The organism is Neorhizobium sp. SHOUNA12A (assembly GCF_023006505.1).
In the GTDB taxonomy this organism is placed as follows: domain Bacteria; phylum Pseudomonadota; class Alphaproteobacteria; order Rhizobiales; family Rhizobiaceae; genus Neorhizobium.
Map to the genome: position 1 here is coordinate 43,725 of NZ_JALBGV010000005.1, position 19,204 is coordinate 62,928.

At 62.3% G+C, this 19,204-nt stretch carries 15 protein-coding genes; 8 read left to right on the forward strand and 7 right to left on the reverse strand.

Annotated elements, in window-relative coordinates:
• The 6 genes from MOV63_RS03890 to MOV63_RS03915 form a co-directional block, all read right to left on the reverse strand.
• Positions 1 to 1,905: a CocE/NonD family hydrolase gene (locus tag MOV63_RS03890; RefSeq protein WP_247031819.1), complete on the reverse strand. Its 1,905-nt coding sequence runs from the start codon at positions 1,903 to 1,905 to the stop codon at positions 1 to 3.
• Positions 1,906 to 2,014: 109 nt separating this feature from the next.
• Positions 2,015 to 3,589: an ABC transporter substrate-binding protein gene (locus tag MOV63_RS03895; RefSeq protein ID WP_247031821.1), complete on the reverse strand. Its 1,575-nt coding sequence runs from the start codon at positions 3,587 to 3,589 to the stop codon at positions 2,015 to 2,017.
• A 20-nt stretch (positions 3,590 to 3,609) separates the two neighbouring features.
• Positions 3,610 to 4,665, reverse strand: coding sequence for an ABC transporter ATP-binding protein (locus MOV63_RS03900; RefSeq protein WP_247031823.1), 1,056 nt, complete (start codon positions 4,663 to 4,665; stop codon positions 3,610 to 3,612).
• The gene (locus tag MOV63_RS03905) at positions 4,662 to 5,633 is read right to left on the reverse strand and encodes an ABC transporter ATP-binding protein (protein WP_247031825.1); all 972 of its coding nucleotides are present in this window, start codon (positions 5,631 to 5,633) and stop codon (positions 4,662 to 4,664) included. Before MOV63_RS03905 ends, MOV63_RS03900 begins: the two co-directional genes overlap by 4 nt.
• Positions 5,634 to 5,638: 5 nt before the next feature.
• Positions 5,639 to 6,538 (reverse strand): ABC transporter permease, encoded by a 900-nt coding sequence (locus tag MOV63_RS03910; RefSeq protein WP_247031827.1) that lies wholly within the window; start codon positions 6,536 to 6,538, stop codon positions 5,639 to 5,641.
• Positions 6,535 to 7,509 (reverse strand): ABC transporter permease, encoded by a 975-nt coding sequence (locus tag MOV63_RS03915; RefSeq protein ID WP_247031829.1) that lies wholly within the window; start codon positions 7,507 to 7,509, stop codon positions 6,535 to 6,537. Before MOV63_RS03915 ends, MOV63_RS03910 begins: the two co-directional genes overlap by 4 nt.
• 209 nt (positions 7,510 to 7,718) lie before the next feature.
• On the opposite strand from MOV63_RS03915, the gene MOV63_RS03920 reads away from it, so the two are divergent.
• The 5 genes from MOV63_RS03920 (at position 7,719) to scpA (ending at position 14,874) form a co-directional block, all read left to right on the forward strand.
• Complete coding sequence (locus tag MOV63_RS03920) at positions 7,719 to 8,615, forward strand: LysR family transcriptional regulator (RefSeq protein ID WP_038591833.1); 897 nt, start codon at positions 7,719 to 7,721, stop codon at positions 8,613 to 8,615.
• A gap of 134 nt (positions 8,616 to 8,749) precedes the next feature.
• Entirely contained in the window at positions 8,750 to 10,282 is a 1,533-nt protein-coding gene (locus MOV63_RS03925; protein WP_247031831.1) for an acyl-CoA carboxylase subunit beta, read from the forward strand.
• A gap of 52 nt (positions 10,283 to 10,334) precedes the next feature.
• Positions 10,335 to 10,709 (forward strand): hypothetical protein, encoded by a 375-nt coding sequence (locus tag MOV63_RS03930; RefSeq protein WP_038594370.1) that lies wholly within the window; start codon positions 10,335 to 10,337, stop codon positions 10,707 to 10,709.
• Positions 10,709 to 12,718, forward strand: coding sequence for an acetyl/propionyl/methylcrotonyl-CoA carboxylase subunit alpha (locus tag MOV63_RS03935; RefSeq protein WP_247031833.1), 2,010 nt, complete (start codon positions 10,709 to 10,711; stop codon positions 12,716 to 12,718). Before MOV63_RS03930 ends, MOV63_RS03935 begins: the two co-directional genes overlap by 1 nt.
• A 14-nt stretch (positions 12,719 to 12,732) precedes the next feature.
• Entirely contained in the window at positions 12,733 to 14,874 is a 2,142-nt protein-coding gene (gene scpA / locus MOV63_RS03940; RefSeq protein WP_405029299.1) for a methylmalonyl-CoA mutase, read from the forward strand.
• A gap of 3 nt (positions 14,875 to 14,877) precedes the next feature.
• On the opposite strand, the gene MOV63_RS03945 is transcribed toward scpA, so the two are convergent.
• Positions 14,878 to 15,816 (reverse strand): sugar-binding transcriptional regulator, encoded by a 939-nt coding sequence (locus MOV63_RS03945; protein WP_247031837.1) that lies wholly within the window; start codon positions 15,814 to 15,816, stop codon positions 14,878 to 14,880.
• Positions 15,817 to 15,966: 150 nt separating this feature from the next.
• On the opposite strand from MOV63_RS03945, the gene MOV63_RS03950 reads away from it, so the two are divergent.
• The 3 genes from MOV63_RS03950 to MOV63_RS03960 are packed head-to-tail and all read left to right on the forward strand — an operon-like array spanning position 15,967 to position 19,194.
• Positions 15,967 to 17,292, forward strand: a complete 1,326-nt coding sequence (locus tag MOV63_RS03950) for an extracellular solute-binding protein (RefSeq protein ID WP_247031839.1) — start codon at positions 15,967 to 15,969, stop codon at positions 17,290 to 17,292.
• On the forward strand, positions 17,279 to 18,271 hold the full coding sequence (locus MOV63_RS03955; RefSeq protein ID WP_247031841.1) for an ABC transporter permease subunit: 993 nt from the start codon (positions 17,279 to 17,281) through the stop codon (positions 18,269 to 18,271). Before MOV63_RS03950 ends, MOV63_RS03955 begins: the two co-directional genes overlap by 14 nt.
• A gap of 2 nt (positions 18,272 to 18,273) precedes the next feature.
• Positions 18,274 to 19,194, forward strand: a complete 921-nt coding sequence (locus tag MOV63_RS03960; protein ID WP_247031843.1) for an ABC transporter permease subunit — start codon at positions 18,274 to 18,276, stop codon at positions 19,192 to 19,194.
• Positions 19,195 to 19,204 lie beyond the last annotated feature (10 nt).

Genomic DNA, 19,204 nt, shown 5'->3' on the forward strand with positions numbered 1-19,204 from the left:
TCATTTCGCGATGGGCATCAGCCCCACCATTGCCGCTCCACCGACGATCGGCAGGCGGATGGCAGATGCACGCGTACCATCGCAGAAAACTGTGTTGCGGGCCACTTGGCTTGTGCGCCCCCGGCCCTCCGGCGCATAGCTATTTGGATTTATATCGTACTTCGGGAAGTTGGATGATGAGATATCAACCCTGATGCGGTGGCCCTTGGCGAACAGGTTGGCGGTCGCGAACGGTTCGATCGTCACCTTGAACACCTCGCCCTCGACGATCGGTTCAGGCTTTTCGAAGGAATTGCGGTAGCGGCAGCGGATAATCCCGTCGGTGATGTTGAGCGCATACCCGGTCGGGTAATCCTTGCTCGGCGGATAGACATCGACGAGTTTCGCGGTGAAATCCGTGTCCGGCGCATCGGACGAGACGTAGAGCTCGACCGTGATCGGCCCGACTACGGCGACATCTTCGGCGAGCGGCTCTGTCTCGAAGGAGAGCACGTCGGCACGCGCCGAAAGTGGCAGGCCCGGATGTTTCGAGCCGTAGAATTTCTCTCCCTCGCGCTGGTCGAAACCGCCGCCTTCGAAAATCGGCTGGCCGCTTGTCAGCGATCCGCCGATGGTCGGAACCGGGTTCTTAGGGTCGAAATCGTAGGTGAAGGGCGCGGCACTCGTTTTCGGCTTCTCGGTCGAAAGCGAGCCGTTCTCATGGATGTAATAGTTGCGGAATTCCGTTCCCGGCAGCGGCCAGTCGCTTGCTTCGATCCAGCGTCCGCCGTGATCCAGGCGCCCGTCCGGATTGCGCATGCCGGACCCGCCGCCCATCACGAAGGCGCGCACCATCGGTTCCTGAGCAACCGTATTGTCGTTGGCCTTCAGCCAATGGTCGAACCAGTTGCGGCGGAAGGATAGCCAGCTTTCCACGACGTTCCCGCCGAGCGGCGCAGTCGGCCCGAAAGATGTATCGCCGGCGAGCGTCGTGTTGCGGTTGCCGTGCAGCCACGGTCCCATGATCAGCTGTAGCGGTCGGCTGTCCTTGCCGGAAAGGCCGCGATAATTGTCGAGCGTCGACTTCACATAAGCGTCGTACCAGCTCGACATCAGCACGATGGGCACTTCCGGAAAAGTCTCGTAGAAACCCTCCATATAAAGGCCGACACGACGCCAGCTTTCGTCGAACGTGCCGCTGCGCCACTGGTCGAGCAGGTAGCTTTCGTATTCCGGCATCCAGCGCACCGGAGAATTGCCTTCGCTCCAGGGCATGACGTTGAACCATGCGTGAAGATCCTCCGCTTCGATCGCCGCACGGGCAAATTCGTTGCCTTCGCCGATCGCCTGGTTGTAGGCCCAGGTCGCCTGCTTCAGCTCGAATGCGCCGCCCTGGCGGATGCCGCACTGATAGGCGTTCGAGAATCCCCCCGAGTCCATCACCATGCAGGCCAGCCCCGGCGGGTTGAGGCAGGCGAGCGCCGCTTGCGTATGCGCCGCGTAGGAAAGGCCCATCGTCCCGAACTGGCCGTTTGACCACGCCTGTTCCACCAGCCAGCAGGCGGTATCGTAGCCGTCCGCAGCTTCTGAAATGTATTTGCTGAATTCGCCCTCGGAATTGTAGCGGCCGCGGCAATCCTGGTAGATCACGGCATATCCGGCCCGGACGAAATAGCTTGCAACCTCATGGCGCTTCATCGGCTCGGTCATGCCCACCTCGATCTCGGAACGCGAGCGCTCCGCCTTGCCGTAGGGCGTGCGTTCCATGATCGCCGGCAGTCGGCCGTCGATCACCTTGCCGTCCTTGGCCGGTCGGTAGACGTCGGTCGCGAGCTTTATGCCGTCGCGCATCGTCACCATCACATCGCGTTCGACGATCACGTCGTCAGCAATCACCTCGAAGCGCGATGGCGTCAGGGTATCCATGTCCATATCCTCAAAATTGGCAAATCAATACCCGGGCCGGCCCCACCACACGTCAGGCCGGCCCAGGATGTTGCGGCTCCGGAAAGAGGGGCCGCAGCAAAGACCAGGCCTACTTGGCGATGCCGGCAAGCGTCGCGCTGGTGTCTTCCGTCATGTTGGCGACATAGGAGACGTTCGCCTTGCCGGCCCAGTGAACCTTCTGCCAGTAGAGCGGGATGACCGGCACGTCGGCGAACACCATCTTGGTCGCCTTCTGCAGCAGCTCCACGCGCTTCTTGACGTCGAATTCGGCGGTGGCGGCACGCATCGCATCGTCAAAGGCCGGGTTCGAATATTTCGTCCGGTTGAACGAGCCGGTACCGGCATCTTTGTTGGCCGTCATCAGCAGGTTGCGAAGACCGGTTGCCGAGGTCGGCGTAGAGTTGCCGAGCGAGAAGATGAAGGCGGAGAATTCGCCGGCTCCGGCGCCCTTGGTGTAGACGTTATAGGGCTGGGCGACGACGCCGTTGACCTTCAGGCCGCCGCGCGCAAACATCTGGCCGAGGGCCTGTGCCACTTCCGAGTCGCCCGGGAAGCGATCATTGGAGGTGTGGATGGTGATGCCGAAACCGTCCTTGTAGCCGGCTTCCGCCAGCAGTTTCTTGGCGTCCTCGGCGTTCATGGCCGGGGCCTTGATCGACGGATCGTTGCCGGCGACGCCGTTTGGCACCAGCTGGCCAGCGGCTTCCGCCGAGCCGTCGAGAATGCGGTCGATGATCAGCTGGCGGTTGACCAGTTCCGAGAGCGCCTGGCGGACCTTGACGTCCTTCAGCGGGTTCTTGTCGAGCGGCTTGCCTTCCTTGTCGGTGATGAAGGGGCTCTTGTCGCGGGCGCTGTCGAGCGCAAGGTAGATCATGCGGGACGAGGCGATCGAGAAGACCTTGAGGCCGGAGATCCCCTGGAGGGTCTTCACATCGCCCGGCGGCACGGCGTCGATCAGATCGACGGCGCCGGAGCGAAGCGCGGCGACGCGCGATGCATCGTTGGAGATGAACTTTATCGTGACGTTTTCGAAATCCTGTTTCTTGCCCCAGAAGGCATCGTTGCGGGTGAGTGCCAAGTTGTCGCCCGGGGTCCAGGACTTGAACTTGTAGGCGCCGGTGCCGATCGCCGCCTTGCCGCTGTTGAAGTCCTCGATCGAGGCGCCTTCCGCGACCTTCTTCTCGACGATGTAGACGAAACCGACCTGTTCGATGAAATCGGGCGTCGGCTTCTTGGTCTTGAATTCGACGGTCAGGTTGTCGATCGCCTTCATGCTGTCGATCGCCCCGACATTGCCGGAAAACGGCGCCGGGCTGTTCGGGATGTCCTTGGCGCGGGTGAGCGAGAAGATCACGTCCTCTGATGTCAACGGGTTGCCGTCATGGAATTTGACACCGTCGCGCAGTTTGATCTGCCAGGTCAGCGGATCGGTATTGGTCCAGGAGACGGCAAGCGCCGGCTCGACATTGATTGCCGGGTCGGTCTGCACCAGGCGGTCGAAGACCTGCATGGCAATGTTCTGGTTGTTGCCGGTGCGCGAAAACTGCGGATCGATCGCCGAGGGCTCGGTGGCGCTGCCGAGTATCAGGTTCGCGGCCTGAGCCGAGCTCAGCGCGAGGACCGAGGCCGCAACCCCGGCCAGGAAAAATTTCATCGGTTTCATTATGTTCGTTCCCTTCCTTTTTAGATGACCGGTTCGGCCGTCGCATGTGTTGCCTGATGGGCGGCAAGATCGTTCAGGTGGCAGGCGCTGACATGGCCTGCGGCGTTTTCCTTCAAGACCGGCCGTTCAACGCGGCAGCGGTCGAAAGCCATTGGACAGCGGGGGTGGAAATGACATCCAGGTGGCGGATGGAGCGGCGAGGGGATCTCGCCTTTGATCGGCGTGAATACCCGGCGGCGGTCGGTGACCGACGGCAGTTCGCGGATCAGTGCCTGGGTATAGGGATGTTTCGGATTATCGAAGAGATCGTCCGGCGTGGCGCTTTCCACCACGCGGCCGAGATACATGACGACCACCCGATCGCAGATGTGTTTCACGACGCCGAGGTCGTGGCTGATGAACAGGTAGGTCAGCCCGAATTCCCGTTTCAGGTCCATGAACAGGTTGAGGATCTGCGCCTGGATCGACACGTCGAGCGCGGCGACCGATTCGTCGCAGACGAGCAGTTTGGGCTTTACCGCCAGCGCCCGGGCAATGCCGATGCGCTGCCGCTGGCCGCCGGAAAACTGGTGCGGGAAACGGTCGAGATAGGACGGATCGAGGCCGACCCGCTCCGCGAGCGTGGCGACGTAGTCGCGCATCTCCCGGCCCTTGACGATGCCGTGCACTTTCGGCGCCTCGCCGATCAGGTCGATCACCCGCTTGCGCGGATTGAGTGTCGACATCGGGTCCTGGAAGATCATCTGGGCGGAAAGCCGCATGGCGCGTTTGTCGTCACCCTGCAGCGATGTCAGCGGCCGGCCTTTCCAGCGTACCTCGCCGCCGCTCGCCGGCATGATACCGGCCATCACCCGCCCGAGCGTCGATTTTCCGCAACCGGACTCACCGACGAGGCCGACCACCTCGCCCGGATAGACGGCGAGATTGACCTCGTCGACCGCATGCACAGTCTTTTCCTCGAGACCCGCACCGAACAGGTTGGCGATCTTCTCCGCATAATCGAGCTTGCGGGAAAAACGCCGGCTGACGTCCACGGCTTCTATGAGCGGCACGGTTTCCACGAGCGGGTTTGTCATGCGGCGCTCCAGAGATGGGGGTGGAAACAGCGGAACTCGCGATCGGCGGCGATTTCCAGCATAGGCTCAGTGGCGCAGACATCGGTGGCCCGGGCGCAGCGGTCGCGGAAGGCGCAGCCGGAGGGGCGCGACAGCGGCGAGGGCGCGAAACCCGGGATCGGTCGGAGTGGTTCGCCGCGCGGCACCGCCGCAGGCACGGCGCTGAGCAGGCCGGACGTGTAGGGATGGCGTGGCGCGGTGAGCACCCCATCGACCTGTCCCGCCTCGACGATGCGGCCCGCATACATGACCATGATCCGGTCCGCGAGCGCCGCGACGACGCCGAGATCGTGGCTGATCCAGATCAGCGCCATGCCGAACTCGCCGGCCAGCCGTTTGATCTCGAACAGGATCTGCGACTGGATCGTCACGTCGAGCGCCGTCGTCGGTTCGTCGGCGATGATCAGGTCCGGCCGGTGCAGCAGCGCGATGGCGATCGCCACGCGCTGGCGCATGCCCCCGGAAAACTGGTGCGGATAGGAATCCAGCCGCTCCTCCGGCGAAGGAATGCCGACGAGGCCGAGGGCATCCCGAGACCGGGCGCGGGCTTCCGCACGGGAAACCCGGTCATGCGCCTGCACGGTCTCGATCATCTGGGTGGCCACCGAGAGAACCGGGTTCAGCGTCATCATCGGATCCTGGAAGATCATCGCGATGCGTTTGCCACGGATGGCCCGCATCGCTGTCGGCGATTTCGTCAGCAGGTCTTCGCCGTTGAACAGGATCTGGCCGCTCACCACCCGACCCGGCGGATCGACGAGGCCGAGAATCGAGAAGCCGGTGATCGATTTGCCGGAGCCGGATTCGCCGACAAGCCCGACGATCTCCCGCTGACCGACCGTGAAGCTCACGTCGTCGACGGCCTTCAGCACGCCGCGACGGGTCATGAAATGGGTGGAAAGGTTCTTGACTTCGAGGACGGGTGTCATCGCGCTCACCTTTCGCCAAGTCGGGGATTGAGGACTTCGCGCAACCGGTCGCCGACGATGTTGATCGAGAACACCAGCACGAGCAGCAGCACGCCCGGATAGACGCTGATCCAGTATTCGCCGGACATCAGAAGCTGGTAGCCGTTGGCGATCAAAAGCCCGAGCGACGGTTCGGTGATCGGAAGGCCGATACCGAGGAAGGAAAGCGTCGCTTCCGCCGAGATGGCGTTCGCCACCTGCAGCATGCCGATGACGATCAGTGGCGGCAGACAGTTGGGCAGGATATGGCCGATCAGGATACGCGGTGTGCCGATGCCGAGCGTCACCGCCGCCTCGACATAATCCTTGTTCTTCTCGACCAGTGCTGCACTCCTGACGGCGCGGGCAAATGTCGCCCACTGCACCAGGATCAGCGCGAAGATCACCTTCCAGAGGCCCTGGCCGAGAAGCGCCAGCAGCATCAGCGCCACGAGGATGGTCGGAAAGCCGAGCATCAGGTCAACGACGCGCATGATCAGCGTGTCGATGCGCCCGCCGAAATAAGCGGCGATCAAGCCAAGCACGGTGCCGACGATGAGCGCGACGAGACCGGAAAAAACACCGACGCCGAGGCTGGTGCGCAGGCCGTAGATCATCGCCGAAAACATGTCGCGGCCCTGGCCGTCGGTGCCGAGCCAGTAGTTCATGCCGTCCATGCTCTGCGAGCCGGGCGGCAGCTTGGAATCGAGGATGTCCAGGACCGCGAGATCGAACGGGTTCTGGGGTGTCAGATAGGGCCCGATGACTGCGGCAAACAGCAGGATGATGCAGACGACGGCGGCAACGACCGCCTTCGGGCTGCGGCCGATGCCGGTAAACAGTCTGCCGAGCAGCATGTCTTCAGCAAAAAGGGCTCGAACGGTCATTGAGCGCCTCCCAGCCGGACGCGGGGATCGACGAGCGAATAGAGCACGTCGACGACGAAATTGATGAAGATGAACAGGCTGACGATGACCAGCAGGTAGGCGACCACGACAGGCCGGTCGAGCCGCATGATGCTGTCGATCAAAAGCTTGCCGATCCCCGGCCAGGCGAAGATCGTCTCCGTCACCACCGCAAAGGCGAGCATGCTGCCGAGTTCCAGGCCGATCACGGTGATCAGCGGGATCAGGATGTTCTTGAACACATGCACGAAGACGATGCGCCGTTCGGAAATGCCCTTGGCGCGCGCGAACTTGACGAAATCGAGCGGCATGGTCTCGCGCACCCCGGTGCGGGTGAGGCGGATGACCAGAGAGAGCTTGAACAGCGACAGGTTGATTGCCGGCAGGATGAGATGCGTCAGGCCGTCCAGCGTGAAGAGGCTTGAATGGAGCCCAAGAAATTCGCCCATCTGGCCGCGTCCGGTGGAGGGCAGCCAGCCGAGCCAGACGGAGAAGATCATGATCAGCATCATGCCCTGCCAGAAGCTCGGCAACGAGAAGCCGAAGATAGAGCCGGTCATGATCACTTCGTCGGTGGCGCTGTTCGGCTTCAGGCCGGACAGCAGGCCGAGCGGAATGCCGAGCAGCAGCGCGAAGACGAGGCCGGTCAGCGTCAGCTCCAGCGTCGCCGGCAGGCGTTCGAAGATCAGGCTGATGGACGGACGGTTGAAGACGAAGGAACGGCCGAGATCCCCATGCAGCGCATTCCAGGCGAAGGTGAAGAACTGTTCCCAGAGCGGCTTGTCGAGGCCGAGCGAGGCGACCACCTGGGCGCGTTCCGCAGGGCTGGCATCCGGAGCGATCAGCATTTCGGCTGGGTCGCCGATCGCGTAGATGCCGATGAAGACGATGACCGCGGTCAGGATGAGGACGGCGATGCTCTGCAGGAAGCGGCGAATGACGAAAACCGTCATAGCATGCGCTCCCGCTTATCCTTCGTCCCGCAGGGACAGAGAATTTTCATGAAAGACGTTCCCTTTTCTCTTTGTTGACGCAGACGATAGCGGTCCGGGAAGGATGCGCAATATTATGCGCGGAACGCATGGTCCTATGCGTTTTGCGCGTGGAAACCTTGTTCGATGTCTTTGCTTGTGTTCGCCGTCGCCTTCCGTAGGATCGCGACATGAATTTCAAGCAACTCGAAATCTTCAAGACGATCATGGATACCGGCTCGACGATGGCAGCCGCTGCCCAGCTCGGCCTGTCGCAGTCGGCGATCAGCCGTCAGCTCGCGTCGCTGGAAGAGGAGATCGGGCGCGAACTTTTCCTGCGCGACAAGGGTCGTCTGATCCCGCGGCCGGAAGCGCATCTCTTGGTCGACGAGGTGGATGATGTCGCCGAGAGCGTTGCCCGGTTGCGCGTCAAGGTCGGAGACGTCCGCTCCGGCGCCTTCGGCGAGGCGCTGATCCGGGTGGCCTTCCCGCACAGCCTCGCGACCACCATGCTGCCGCCGATCCTCGCCCGCTTCAAGGCCGATCACCCGCGCGTCACGGTGGAAATCCTGAGCGGCCCCTATGATGCGATCGAGCGGATGGTGCGCGGCCGCGTCGCCGATCTCGGCTTTGTCCGGCTGCCACCGGAGGAACATTCCTTCGACGCCCGCCCGCTCTTTGCCAGCGGCACGACCTGCGTGATGCCGGCCGGCCATCCGCTGGCCGCCAAGCAAGCGATCGACGTCAACGATCTCGCCCGCAACGACCTGATCCTGCTCGGTCGACAGCGCGTCAACCGCAACGAGCTGGAACACGAACTGCGCCGTATGGTGCCGACCTACCGCTGCAGCCTCGAAGTCCATTCGGTCGAAACGGCCTGCGCCTGCGCAGCCCAGGGCCTCGGCATCGCCATCGTGCCGTCGCTGATCGCCGAATTCTTTCGCAGCGATGCGCTCGCCATGCGGCCCTTCGTGCCGGACAAGATCGCCGATTACGGGATCATCACCATGCCCGGCGCGCCGCTGTCCTGGACGGCCGAGGCCTTCATCAACATCATCAAGACGAATTCGGGCGAAACCGCGCTCTAATTGCCGTCGTATGTTTTCCGGCGTTTTGCATTTTCCGGTTCACGCTCTTATCAATTCGTATAGATGCGCGTTCCGCGGTTTCCCGTCGGGGCGCAAGACGCTAAGTAATGCCTAATGGAATACCGGGAGCAGACATGCGGGCAGTTCTGGGTGAAGTCGAAAAACGCCGTGCGGAGGCAAGGCTTGGCGGTGGGAGCAAGCGTATCGAGGCGCAGCATGCCAAGGGCAAGCTGACGGCGCGTGAACGCATCGAAGTTCTGCTCGACGAGGGCTCGTTCGAGGAGTTCGACATGTACGTGACCCACCGCGCGGTGGATTTCGGCATGGCCGAACAGAAGGTCGCGGGCGACGGCGTCGTCACCGGTTGGGGGACGATCAACGGCCGCCAGGTCTATGTTTTCTCCCAGGACTTTACCGTTCTCGGCGGCTCGCTCTCCGAGACCCATGCGCAAAAAATCTGCAAGATCATGGACATGGCGGTGCGCGTCGGCGCCCCAGTGATCGGGCTCAACGATTCCGGCGGTGCCCGTATCCAGGAAGGCGTCGCGTCGCTCGCCGGTTACGCCGAAGTTTTCCGCCGCAATGCCGAGGCCTCCGGCGTCGTGCCGCAGATTTCCGTCATCATGGGGCCCTGCGCCGGCGGCGCGGTCTATTCGCCGGCCATGACCGACTTCATCTTCATGGTGCGCGACAGTTCCTACATGTTCGTCACCGGTCCGGACGTGGTGAAGACCGTCACCAACGAGATCGTCACCGCCGAAGAACTCGGCGGGGCGGGCACCCACACGAAGAAGTCGTCGGTCGCCGATGCCGCCTTCGAGAACGACATCGAGGCGCTCGAAGCCGTCCGCCAGCTCTTCGATTTCTTACCCGCCAACAATCGCGAAAAGCCCCCTGTCCGCCCCTTCCACGACGATCCCGCCCGCGTCGAGAGCCGCCTCGACAGCCTGATCCCGGATAGCGCCGCAAAACCTTACGATATGAAGGAACTGATCTATGCGATCGCCGACGAGGGCGATTTCTTCGAGATTCAGGAAGCCTACGCGCGAAACATCATCACCGGCTTCATCCGCCTCGAAGGTCAGACGGTCGGCGTCGTCGCCAATCAGCCGATGGTGCTGGCCGGCTGCCTGGACATCGACAGCTCCCGCAAGGCGGCCCGCTTCGTGCGTTTCTGCGACGCTTTTTCGATCCCGATCCTGACGCTCGTCGATGTTCCCGGCTTCCTCCCCGGCGTCGCGCAGGAATATGGCGGCGTCATCAAGCATGGTGCCAAGCTTCTCTTTGCCTATTCCGAAGCGACTGTCCCGATGGTCACGCTGATCACGCGAAAAGCCTATGGCGGCGCCTATGACGTCATGGCCTCGAAGCATATCGGCGCCGACTTCAATTATGCCTGGCCGACAGCCGAAATTGCCGTGATGGGCGCCAAGGGCGCGACCGAAATCCTCTATCGCTCAGAACTCGGCGATGCGGGCAAGATCGCAGCGCGGACCAAGGAATATGAGGAGCGTTTCGCCAATCCGTTCGTGGCGGCCGAGCGCGGCTTCATCGACGAGGTGATCATGCCCCATTCGTCGCGCCGCCGCATTGCCCGGGCGTTTGCCTCGCTGCGCAACAAACAGGTGACGACGCATTGGAAGAAACACGACACGATCCCGCTGTGACGCCCCCTGTGACAAGAGCGGCCGCAGCCATGAAATATTCCAGGAGTCTATGATGCCCAAAATCCCCGAAATGACCAAGCATCGTGGCTTTCCGTCGGGTTTAAGTGGAACGCAGTGGCAGTTCACCATTCGCCGGGCGAATCCCAAGGTGACGGTGCTGGGACAATGGCCGCGCCATCTCAGCCGGGATCAGACGGTCGCTCTGGCCGATACCGCCTTCATGCATTCCCTTTGGCATTATTTCGGAGCGGAACCCTTTGAGCGCGGCAATCTCGATGGCGAACGCTTGTCGCGTTTGCTGGGGCGGGAAGTGATCCCCGCAGATCGCTCGTTCGACCCCGCCTCCTACCAGGCGATGTTGCGTATCAACGAAAGCCTGGCGCGGAAAAACTTTCCCCAGGCTTTCGAAGACGTCCTGGAGGTTTGATGGCGGCGTTTAAAAAAATCCTCATCGCCAACCGTGGCGAGATCGCCTGCCGGGTCATCAAGACCGCAAGGAAGATGGGCATTGCAACGGTCGCCGTCTATTCCGATGCGGATGCAGAAGCGCTGCATGTGCGCATGGCCGACGAGGCGGTGCATATCGGCCCGGCGCCGTCCAGCCAGTCCTATATCGTCATCGACAGAATTCTCGAAGCGATCAGGAAGACCGGTGCCGATGCCGTGCATCCCGGTTATGGGTTCCTGTCGGAAAACGCCGCGTTTGCGCAGGCGCTGGAGAAGGCAGGCGTCGCCTTCATCGGCCCGCCGGTGAAAGCCATCCAGGCGATGGGCGACAAGATTACCTCGAAGAAGATCGCCGCCGAAGCCGGCGTCTCTACCGTTCCCGGCCATATGGGCCTGATCGAGGATGCCGAGGAGGCGGTAAAGATCTCCGCCTCGATCGGTTACCCGGTGATGATCAAGGCGTCGGCCGGCGGCGGCGGCAAGGGCATGCGCATCGCCTGGAACGACGCCGAGGCGCGTGAAGGTTTCCAGTCCTCCCGCAACGAAGCGAAGAACTCGTTCGGCGACGACCGCATCTTCATCGAAAAGTTCGTCGACCAGCCCCGCCATATCGAAATCCAGGTGCTCGGCGACCAACATGGCACCACGCTTTATCTCGGTGAGCGTGAATGCTCGATCCAGCGCCGCAACCAGAAGGTCATTGAGGAAGCCCCGTCACCCTTCCTCGACGCGGCAACGCGGAAAGCCATGGGCGAGCAGGCCGTCGCACTCGCGAAAGCGGTCGGTTATTTCTCGGCCGGCACTGTCGAGTTCATCGTCGACGGCGCCAGAAATTTCTATTTCCTCGAGATGAACACCCGCCTGCAGGTGGAGCACCCGGTCACCGAACTCGTCACCGGCATCGATCTCGTTGAACAGATGATCCGCGTTGCGTCAGGCGAGAAACTGTCCTTTGGTCAGGACGACGTCAAGCTGAATGGCTGGGCGATCGAAAGCCGGCTATACGCTGAGGATCCCTACCGCAATTTTCTGCCCTCGATCGGCCGGCTGAGCCGCTACCGCCCGCCGGCGGAAGGCCGGCAGGACGACGGCACCGTGGTCCGCAACGACACCGGCGTCTTCGAAGGCGGCGAGATCTCCATGTATTACGACCCGATGATCGCAAAACTCTGCACCTGGGCGCCTGATCGTCTGACGGCGATCGACGCAATGGGCAAGGCGCTCGACGATTTCGAGGTGGATGGCATCGGCCATAACCTGCCTTTCCTGTCGGCCGTCATGGGGCATGGCCGATTCCGCTCCGGAAACATCACCACCGCCTTCATCGCCGAAGAGTTCCCGGAAGGCTTTTCCGGTGTGCATCCGGACGAGGCGGCGGCAAAGAAGCTTGCCGCCATCGCCGTCCTGGTCAATCAGGCCCTGCAGGAGCGCGCGGTGCAGATCTCCGGCACGATCGGCAACCATCGCCGGGTGATCGGCAAGGATTGGGTGGTTACGCTCGCCGATTTCGAGGAAGCCGTAACGCTCGAAACCGGGCCTGACGGCACCGGCGTCCGCTTTGCCGACGGAACGCCGCTTTCCGTCGCCGGCGGCTGGCTTCCGGGCCAGCAACACGCCCGCTTCCAGGTCGGCGGCGAGACGATGGGCGTCAAGGTCAACCTCGTCGGCTCGGCCATCCGGCTGCGCTGGCGGGGCATGGACGTAACCGCCCGCGTCCGTTCGCCCCGCGTTGCCGAACTTGCCCGCCTGATGCCGAAAAAGCTGCCGCCGGACACTTCGAGAATGCTGCTCTGCCCCATGCCCGGCGTCATCACCTCCGTCTCGGTGAAAGTCGGCGACGCCGTCGAAGCCGGCCAGACGCTGGCGACCGTCGAGGCGATGAAGATGGAAAACGTGCTGAAGGCGGAGAGGAAGGGCGTGGTCAAACGGGTCGCCGCGAGCCAGGGCCAAAGCCTGGCGGTCGACGAGTTGATCATGGAGTTTGAGTGATGGCCGAGAAGACCGTGAAAGCCGCAAAGACCGTCAAGGATTGGGAGGCGCTTGCCGAGAAGGAGCTGAAGGCTTCGCCGGAGACGCTGGTCTGGCACACGCCCGAAGGCATTAATGTCAAGCCGCTCTATACCGCCGAAGACCTGCAGGGCATCGACCATCTGGATTCGCTGCCCGGTATGAAGCCCTTCGTGCGCGGGCCGCGCGCCACCATGTATGCCGGCCGGCCCTGGACCATCCGCCAATATGCCGGTTTCTCGACAGCCGAAGCCTCGAACGCCTTCTACCGCCGCAATCTCGCCGGCGGTCAGAAGGGCCTGTCGGTCGCCTTCGACCTCGCCACTCATCGCGGTTACGATAGCGACCATCCGCGCGTCGAGGGCGATGTCGGCAAAGCGGGCGTTGCGATTGACAGCGTCGAAGACATGAAGATCCTGTTCGATGGCATTCCGCTGAAAGACATGTCCGTGTCGATGACCATGAACGGCGCGGTCATCCCGATCCTTGCCTCGTTCATCGTCGCCGGCGAGGAGCAAGGCTGTTCCCGCGCGGAACTTTCCGGGACGATCCAGAACGACATTTTGAAGGAGTTCATGGTCCGCAACACCTATATCTATCCGCCCGAGCCCTCGATGCGGATCGTCGCCGACATCATCGAATATACGGCAAAAGAAATGCCGAAGTTCAATTCGATTTCGATATCCGGCTATCATATGCAGGAAGCGGGTGCGACGCTCGTCCAGGAACTCGCCTTCACGCTGGCCGACGGCCGCGAATATGTCCGTGCTGCACTTGCCAAGGGTCTCAGCGTCGACGAGTTCGCTGGCCGGCTGTCGTTTTTCTTCGCGATCGGCATGAATTTCTTCATGGAGGCGGCCAAGCTGCGTGCCGCCCGGCTTCTGTGGTCGCGGATCATGGAGGAGTTCAAGCCGCAGAAGGCGTCGTCGCTGATGCTGCGCACCCATTGCCAGACGTCGGGCGTCTCGCTGCAGGAGCAGGACCCCTACAACAACGTCATCCGCACGGCCTATGAGGCCCTGTCAGCGGTGCTCGGCGGCACCCAATCGCTGCACACCAACGCGCTGGACGAGGCGATGGCTTTGCCGACCGATTTTTCCGCCCGCATCGCCCGCAACACCCAGCTCATCCTCAGCCACGAGACTGGCGTGACGAAGGTCGTCGATCCGCTGGCCGGCTCCTACTATGTCGAGAGCCTGACCAACGAGCTTGCGAATAAGGCCTGGGCGCTGATTGAGGAGGTCGAGGCGATGGGCGGCATGACCAAGGCGGTCGCCGATGGCCTGCCGAAACGGCTGATCGAGGAAGCCGCCACCCGCCGCCAGGCCGCCGTCGACCGCGGCGAGGAAATCATCGTCGGCGTCAATAAATACCGGCTGGAAAACGAGGACGAGATCGACATTCTCGCCATCGACAATACCGCCGTCCGCAAAGGCCAGATCAAGCGGCTGAAGGAGGTTCGCCGGCAGCGGGATCCGAAGCGGGTGGCGGCGGCGCTCGCCGTCCTCGAGGAAGCCGCGGAAACCGGCGAGGGAAATCTGCTGCAAGTGGCGATCGAAGCGGCCCGCGCCCGCGCCACCGTCGGTGAAATCTCCGATGCGATGCGGCAAGCCTTCGGCGATCATTCCGCCGTGCCGGAAGTGGTCAGCGATATCTATGGACCCGCTTACGAGGATGATCCGGAATACAGGACGATCGTCTCGCGGCTTGGCAGCTACGCTCAAACGCTTGGCAGCAGGCCGAAGATCATGGTCGCCAAGCTCGGCCAGGACGGCCATGACCGCGGTGCAAAGGTGATCGCCTCGGCCTTTGGCGACATCGGTTTCGAGGTTCTCGCCGGCCCGCTGTTCCAGACGCCCGAGGAAGCGGCGGACCTCGCGGTCAAAGAGAAGGTCCAGGTGGTCGGCATGTCGTCGCTCGCCGCCGGTCACCGGACGCTTGCGCCCCAGCTCGTCGAAGCGTTGAAGGCGAAAGGCGCCGAAAACATAATCGTCGTGGTCGGCGGCGTCGTTCCTCGGCAGGATTACGACTACCTGATGGAGCACGGCGTTGCCGCCGTCTTCGGCCCGGGCACCAACGTGCTTGATGCCGCAAACTCGATCATCGACCTTCTGGAAGGCAAGCGCCGCAATATCTGAGGGTTATTTCGCCGCCAGCATCGCCTTGGCGCTGTCGGCATCTGTGATCAGCACGTTGATCAGCCCGTTCTGCGCCACCGCCTGCAGGATCTTGTGCTTGTGCGGCCCGCCCGAGGCGACGATGCGGCAGCCGATGCGGCGAAAATCCTCCATCTCGGGGGCCAGCACCTGGCGGTTCAACGGATGATCGATCTCCTTGCCCGCAGCGTCGAGATAACGGCCCATCAGGTCGCCGACCGCCCCGGCTTGTCTGAGGATCTGTTCGGTCATGCCTTCCGGCAGGCCGTAGCGCACCTGTAGCGACTGCTGCGACACGTCGCCGACGCTGAGGTAAGCGACATCCACCTCGCAGATCTGCTTGAACGTCCGCTGGAACACCGCCTGCGAAATGATCGCATCGCGCGATTCCGGGCTCTCGGCATAGATCGGCGCCACGAAATAGCGGCACTGGGCGTTCAGCACTTGCGCGAAGCCGCGCACGATCTCGAACGTGTTGATTTCGGAGCCCTGCGTCAGTCCGCCCATCATCGAGCGCACCTTGATCTGCGGTTCGTTGAGCGAGGGGATGTGCTGGATCGTCTCGCGCAGCGTCGAGCCCCAGCCAACGCCGATCGAGGCGGGTTTCTGCGTCTGGATCAGCCGGCCGAGAAAGCCGGCGGCCCCGCGTCCAAGCACCGAATGCAGAAGCGCCGGATCCGTCGGCGTCGGCACCACGACGGCATCCTGCAGACCGAATCGCTTGCGCAATTTCGCCTCCAGCTCGACGCTTTCGGCCAGCACGGAATCGAAGCTGATCCTGACGACGCCCGCTTCCAGCGCCTCCGAGAGGATCTCGTTAACACGCCGCCGCGTGATGTTCATCCGTTCGGCGATCTGCTGCTGGGTAAGGCCTTCCACGTGATAGAGCCACGCGGCCCGCACCATCAGCTCACGATATTCCATTGTCCCCACCTTTGAAGTATCATATGTCACATGTGTGTAACATGTGTAACCTAACCCATCCAAGTCATGGCTAACCCAGACTGATGGAGATGGCCAGAACCGAAACAGGGCGGGTCGCGTGAAAGACCCGATTATGGAGGGATCCGAAACATGGCTTCGACATATGTGAAATCGATAACCGGCCTTCTTGCCGCCGGCGCGCTGCTGGTGGGCGCGGCGGGTGCGACTGCCGCCGACCGAGTCAAGATCGAATGGTGGTATGCGATCTCCGGCAAGCTCGGCGATACCGTCCAGCAGCTGATCTCCGACTTCAACAAGTCGCAGGACAAGTACGAGCTCGTCGGCACGTTCAAGGGCAATTACGAAGAGACCATGGCCGCCATGGTCGCCGCATACCGCGTCAATCAGCAGCCGGCTATCCTCCAGTCTGCCGAGCGCGGGTTCATGACCATGCTGAATTCCGGCGCCGTCATCCCGGTCGATCAACTGATGGCCAAGCAAGGCTACAAGATCGACTGGAACGATTTCGTCAAGCCGGTCGCAGGCTTCTACATCGTCAACGGCAAGCCGGCAGCACTTCCCTTCAACTCGTCGACGCCGATCCTCTGGTACAATGCCGATGCCTTCAAGGCCGCCGGCTTCGACGCGCCGTCCGACACCTGGCAGGGCCTCGAAAAGCAGCTTTATGCACTGAAGGAAAAGAAGATCACCGATTGCTCGATGGCGCTGCCGGGTGATTTCCAGTGGAGCCTGATCGAGAACTATTCGGCGATCAACAACTATCCCTTCGCCACCAGGGCCAATGGGTATGCCGGCCTCGACACCGAATTTGTCTACAACAAGACCGGCGTCGTCGGCCAGGTTGCCCGTCTCAAGAAGTGGGTTGATGACGGCGTGCTGAAAATCGCCGGCCAGGGCGTCGCCCCGATCAGCCTCTTCACCTCCGGCACTTGCGCGACGATCATCAATTCCACCGCCAGCCATTCCGGCGTCGAAGCCGACGCGAAGTTCAAGTGGAGCGCCGCGGTCATGCCGCATGAGGAAGGCGCCGATGTCAGGAACGGCACGATCGGCGGCGCCTCGCTCTGGGCGGTCAAGGGCAAGTCGGAAGAGGTTCAGGCCGGTGTCGCCGCCTTCTTCAACTTCGTCGCCCAACCCGATACCCAGGAATGGTGGAGCAAGGCGACCGGCTACGTTCCGGTCACCAATGCCGCCTATCAGAAGATGAAGGCCGAAGGTTATTTCAAGGATCACCCGACCCGCGAAATCGCCATCGAACAGCTGTCGCGTGGCGAGCCGACCGATAACTCCCGTGGCTTCCGTTTCGGCAACCACAACCAGTCGACCGCCATCCTGATCGAGGAAATCCAGGCCGTGTGGACCGGCAAGAAGACCCCGCAGGAAGCGCTCGACAGCTCCGTCAAGCGCGGCAACGAAATCTTGCGCCAGTACGAGAAGCTCCATGCCGGCAAGTGATGCCATCATGATGGAGAACGAGGGCGTGGGGACACGCCCCCGTTTGCCCTTGCGGCGAAGCCTCCGCTCCCTGGTCGGGACGTCGGAAGCGGGGCTGAAGGCCTCGCATTTCCGGCGGCCCTGGCTGGCCGCCGGCCTTCTCGCGCCGCAGCTGCTGATCCTGCTCTTCTTTTTCTTCATCCCCACCTGGAAGGCTCTATCGCTCGCCTTCGTGCAGGTGGATCCGTTCGGTGGCACGATGATCTTCGTCGGCTTCGAGAATTTTACCACCCTGTTTTCGAGCCCCGAATATCGAGACAGCGCAATCCTGACGCTGTGGTTCACAGTTGTGCAATGTATCGCCACGCTCGCCATCGCCGGGCTGTTGGCCTTCGCCACCGACAACGTCATGCGCGGCCGGGCGATCTACAAGGGCGTCATCCTTCTGCCTTATGCGATCGCGCCGGCCATATCCGGCGTGCTCTGGGCTTTCCTGTTCAACCCGACCGTCGGCCCGCTCGCCCAGATGCTGCATCAGTTGGGCTTCGCCTGGGACCCGAACCGCCGGCCGTTCGACGCGCTGCTGCTGGTCTCGGTCGCGGCGGTCTGGAAACATGTCTGCTACGACTACATCTTCCTCGTCGCGGCCTTCCTTGCCGTGCCGGCCTCGGTGATGGAAGCGGCCGCGATCGACGGCGCCCGTCCGGTCCGCCGCTTTTTCACGATGACGTTGCCAATGGCGGCGCCTACCATTTTCTTCCTGATCGTCATGAACTTCGTCTACGGGCTGTTCGAGACCTTCGGCATCATCGACACGGTGACGCGCGGCGGACCCGCCGGCAGCACCAACACCCTGGTCTACAAGGTTTACCAGGACGGTTTCCGCCAACTCGACCTCGGCTCGTCCGCCGCCCAGTCGGTGATCCTGATGGTGATTGCCGTGCTCTTCACCATTCTGCAGTTCCGCGCCGTCGAGCGCAAAGTCAATTATCAGGTGTGACCATGGTTGAACGTCACACGGGCCTGTCGATCTTCTGCCACGTCGTTCTGCTGATAGGCGCGGCAATCGTCTGCATGCCGCTCTATTTCGCCTTCGTCGCCGGTTCGCTGACGGTCGGCGAGGTGCAGCAGGTGCCGTTTCCGCTGGTTCCAGGCGGCCATTTCGTCGAGAACACCGTCCTTGCCTGGAACGAAGGCCAGTTCAGCCGGCTCTATGTCAATTCCGTCATCGTCACGGTCGGCATTGTCGTCGGCAAGCTCACGGTCTCGCTGATAGCCGGTTTCGCGGTCACCTATTTCCGCTTTCCCTTCCGCATGACCGCTTTCTGGCTGATCTTCATCTCGCTGATGCTGCCGGTCGAAGTCCGCATCATCCCGACCTATGAGGCGGTGGCCGACGCCGGCGGGCCGCTGCGGTCGTTGTTCGACGCTATCGGCCTGACGGGCTTCATTGCCGACAGGACCGGCTATCAGCTCGACGCGGCGCTGCAATGGAACATGATCAACAGTTATGGCGGCCTCATCCTGCCGCTGATCGCCTCGGCGTCCGCGACCTTTCTGTTCCGCCAGTTCTTCCTGACCGTGCCGGACGAACTCTGCGAGGCGGCCAAGCTCGATGGCGCCGGTCCGTTGAAATTCTTCTGGGATGTGCTGTTGCCGCTGTCTCGCGCCAATATCGCGGCGCTGTCGATCATCCTCTTCCTCTACGGTTGGAACCAGTATCTGTGGCCGCTCCTCTTCACCACCGAGAAGACGATGGCGACGGCGATGATCGGATTGAAGGACCTGATCCCGGTTGCCGACGCCCAACCAGCCTGGAACATCGCCATGGCCGCCTCTTTTTTTGTGATGGCGCCGCCCGCGCTCGTCATCCTTCTGATGCAACGCTGGTTCACCAAAGGTCTGGTAGACTCCAGCAAATAGAAATGAGGTA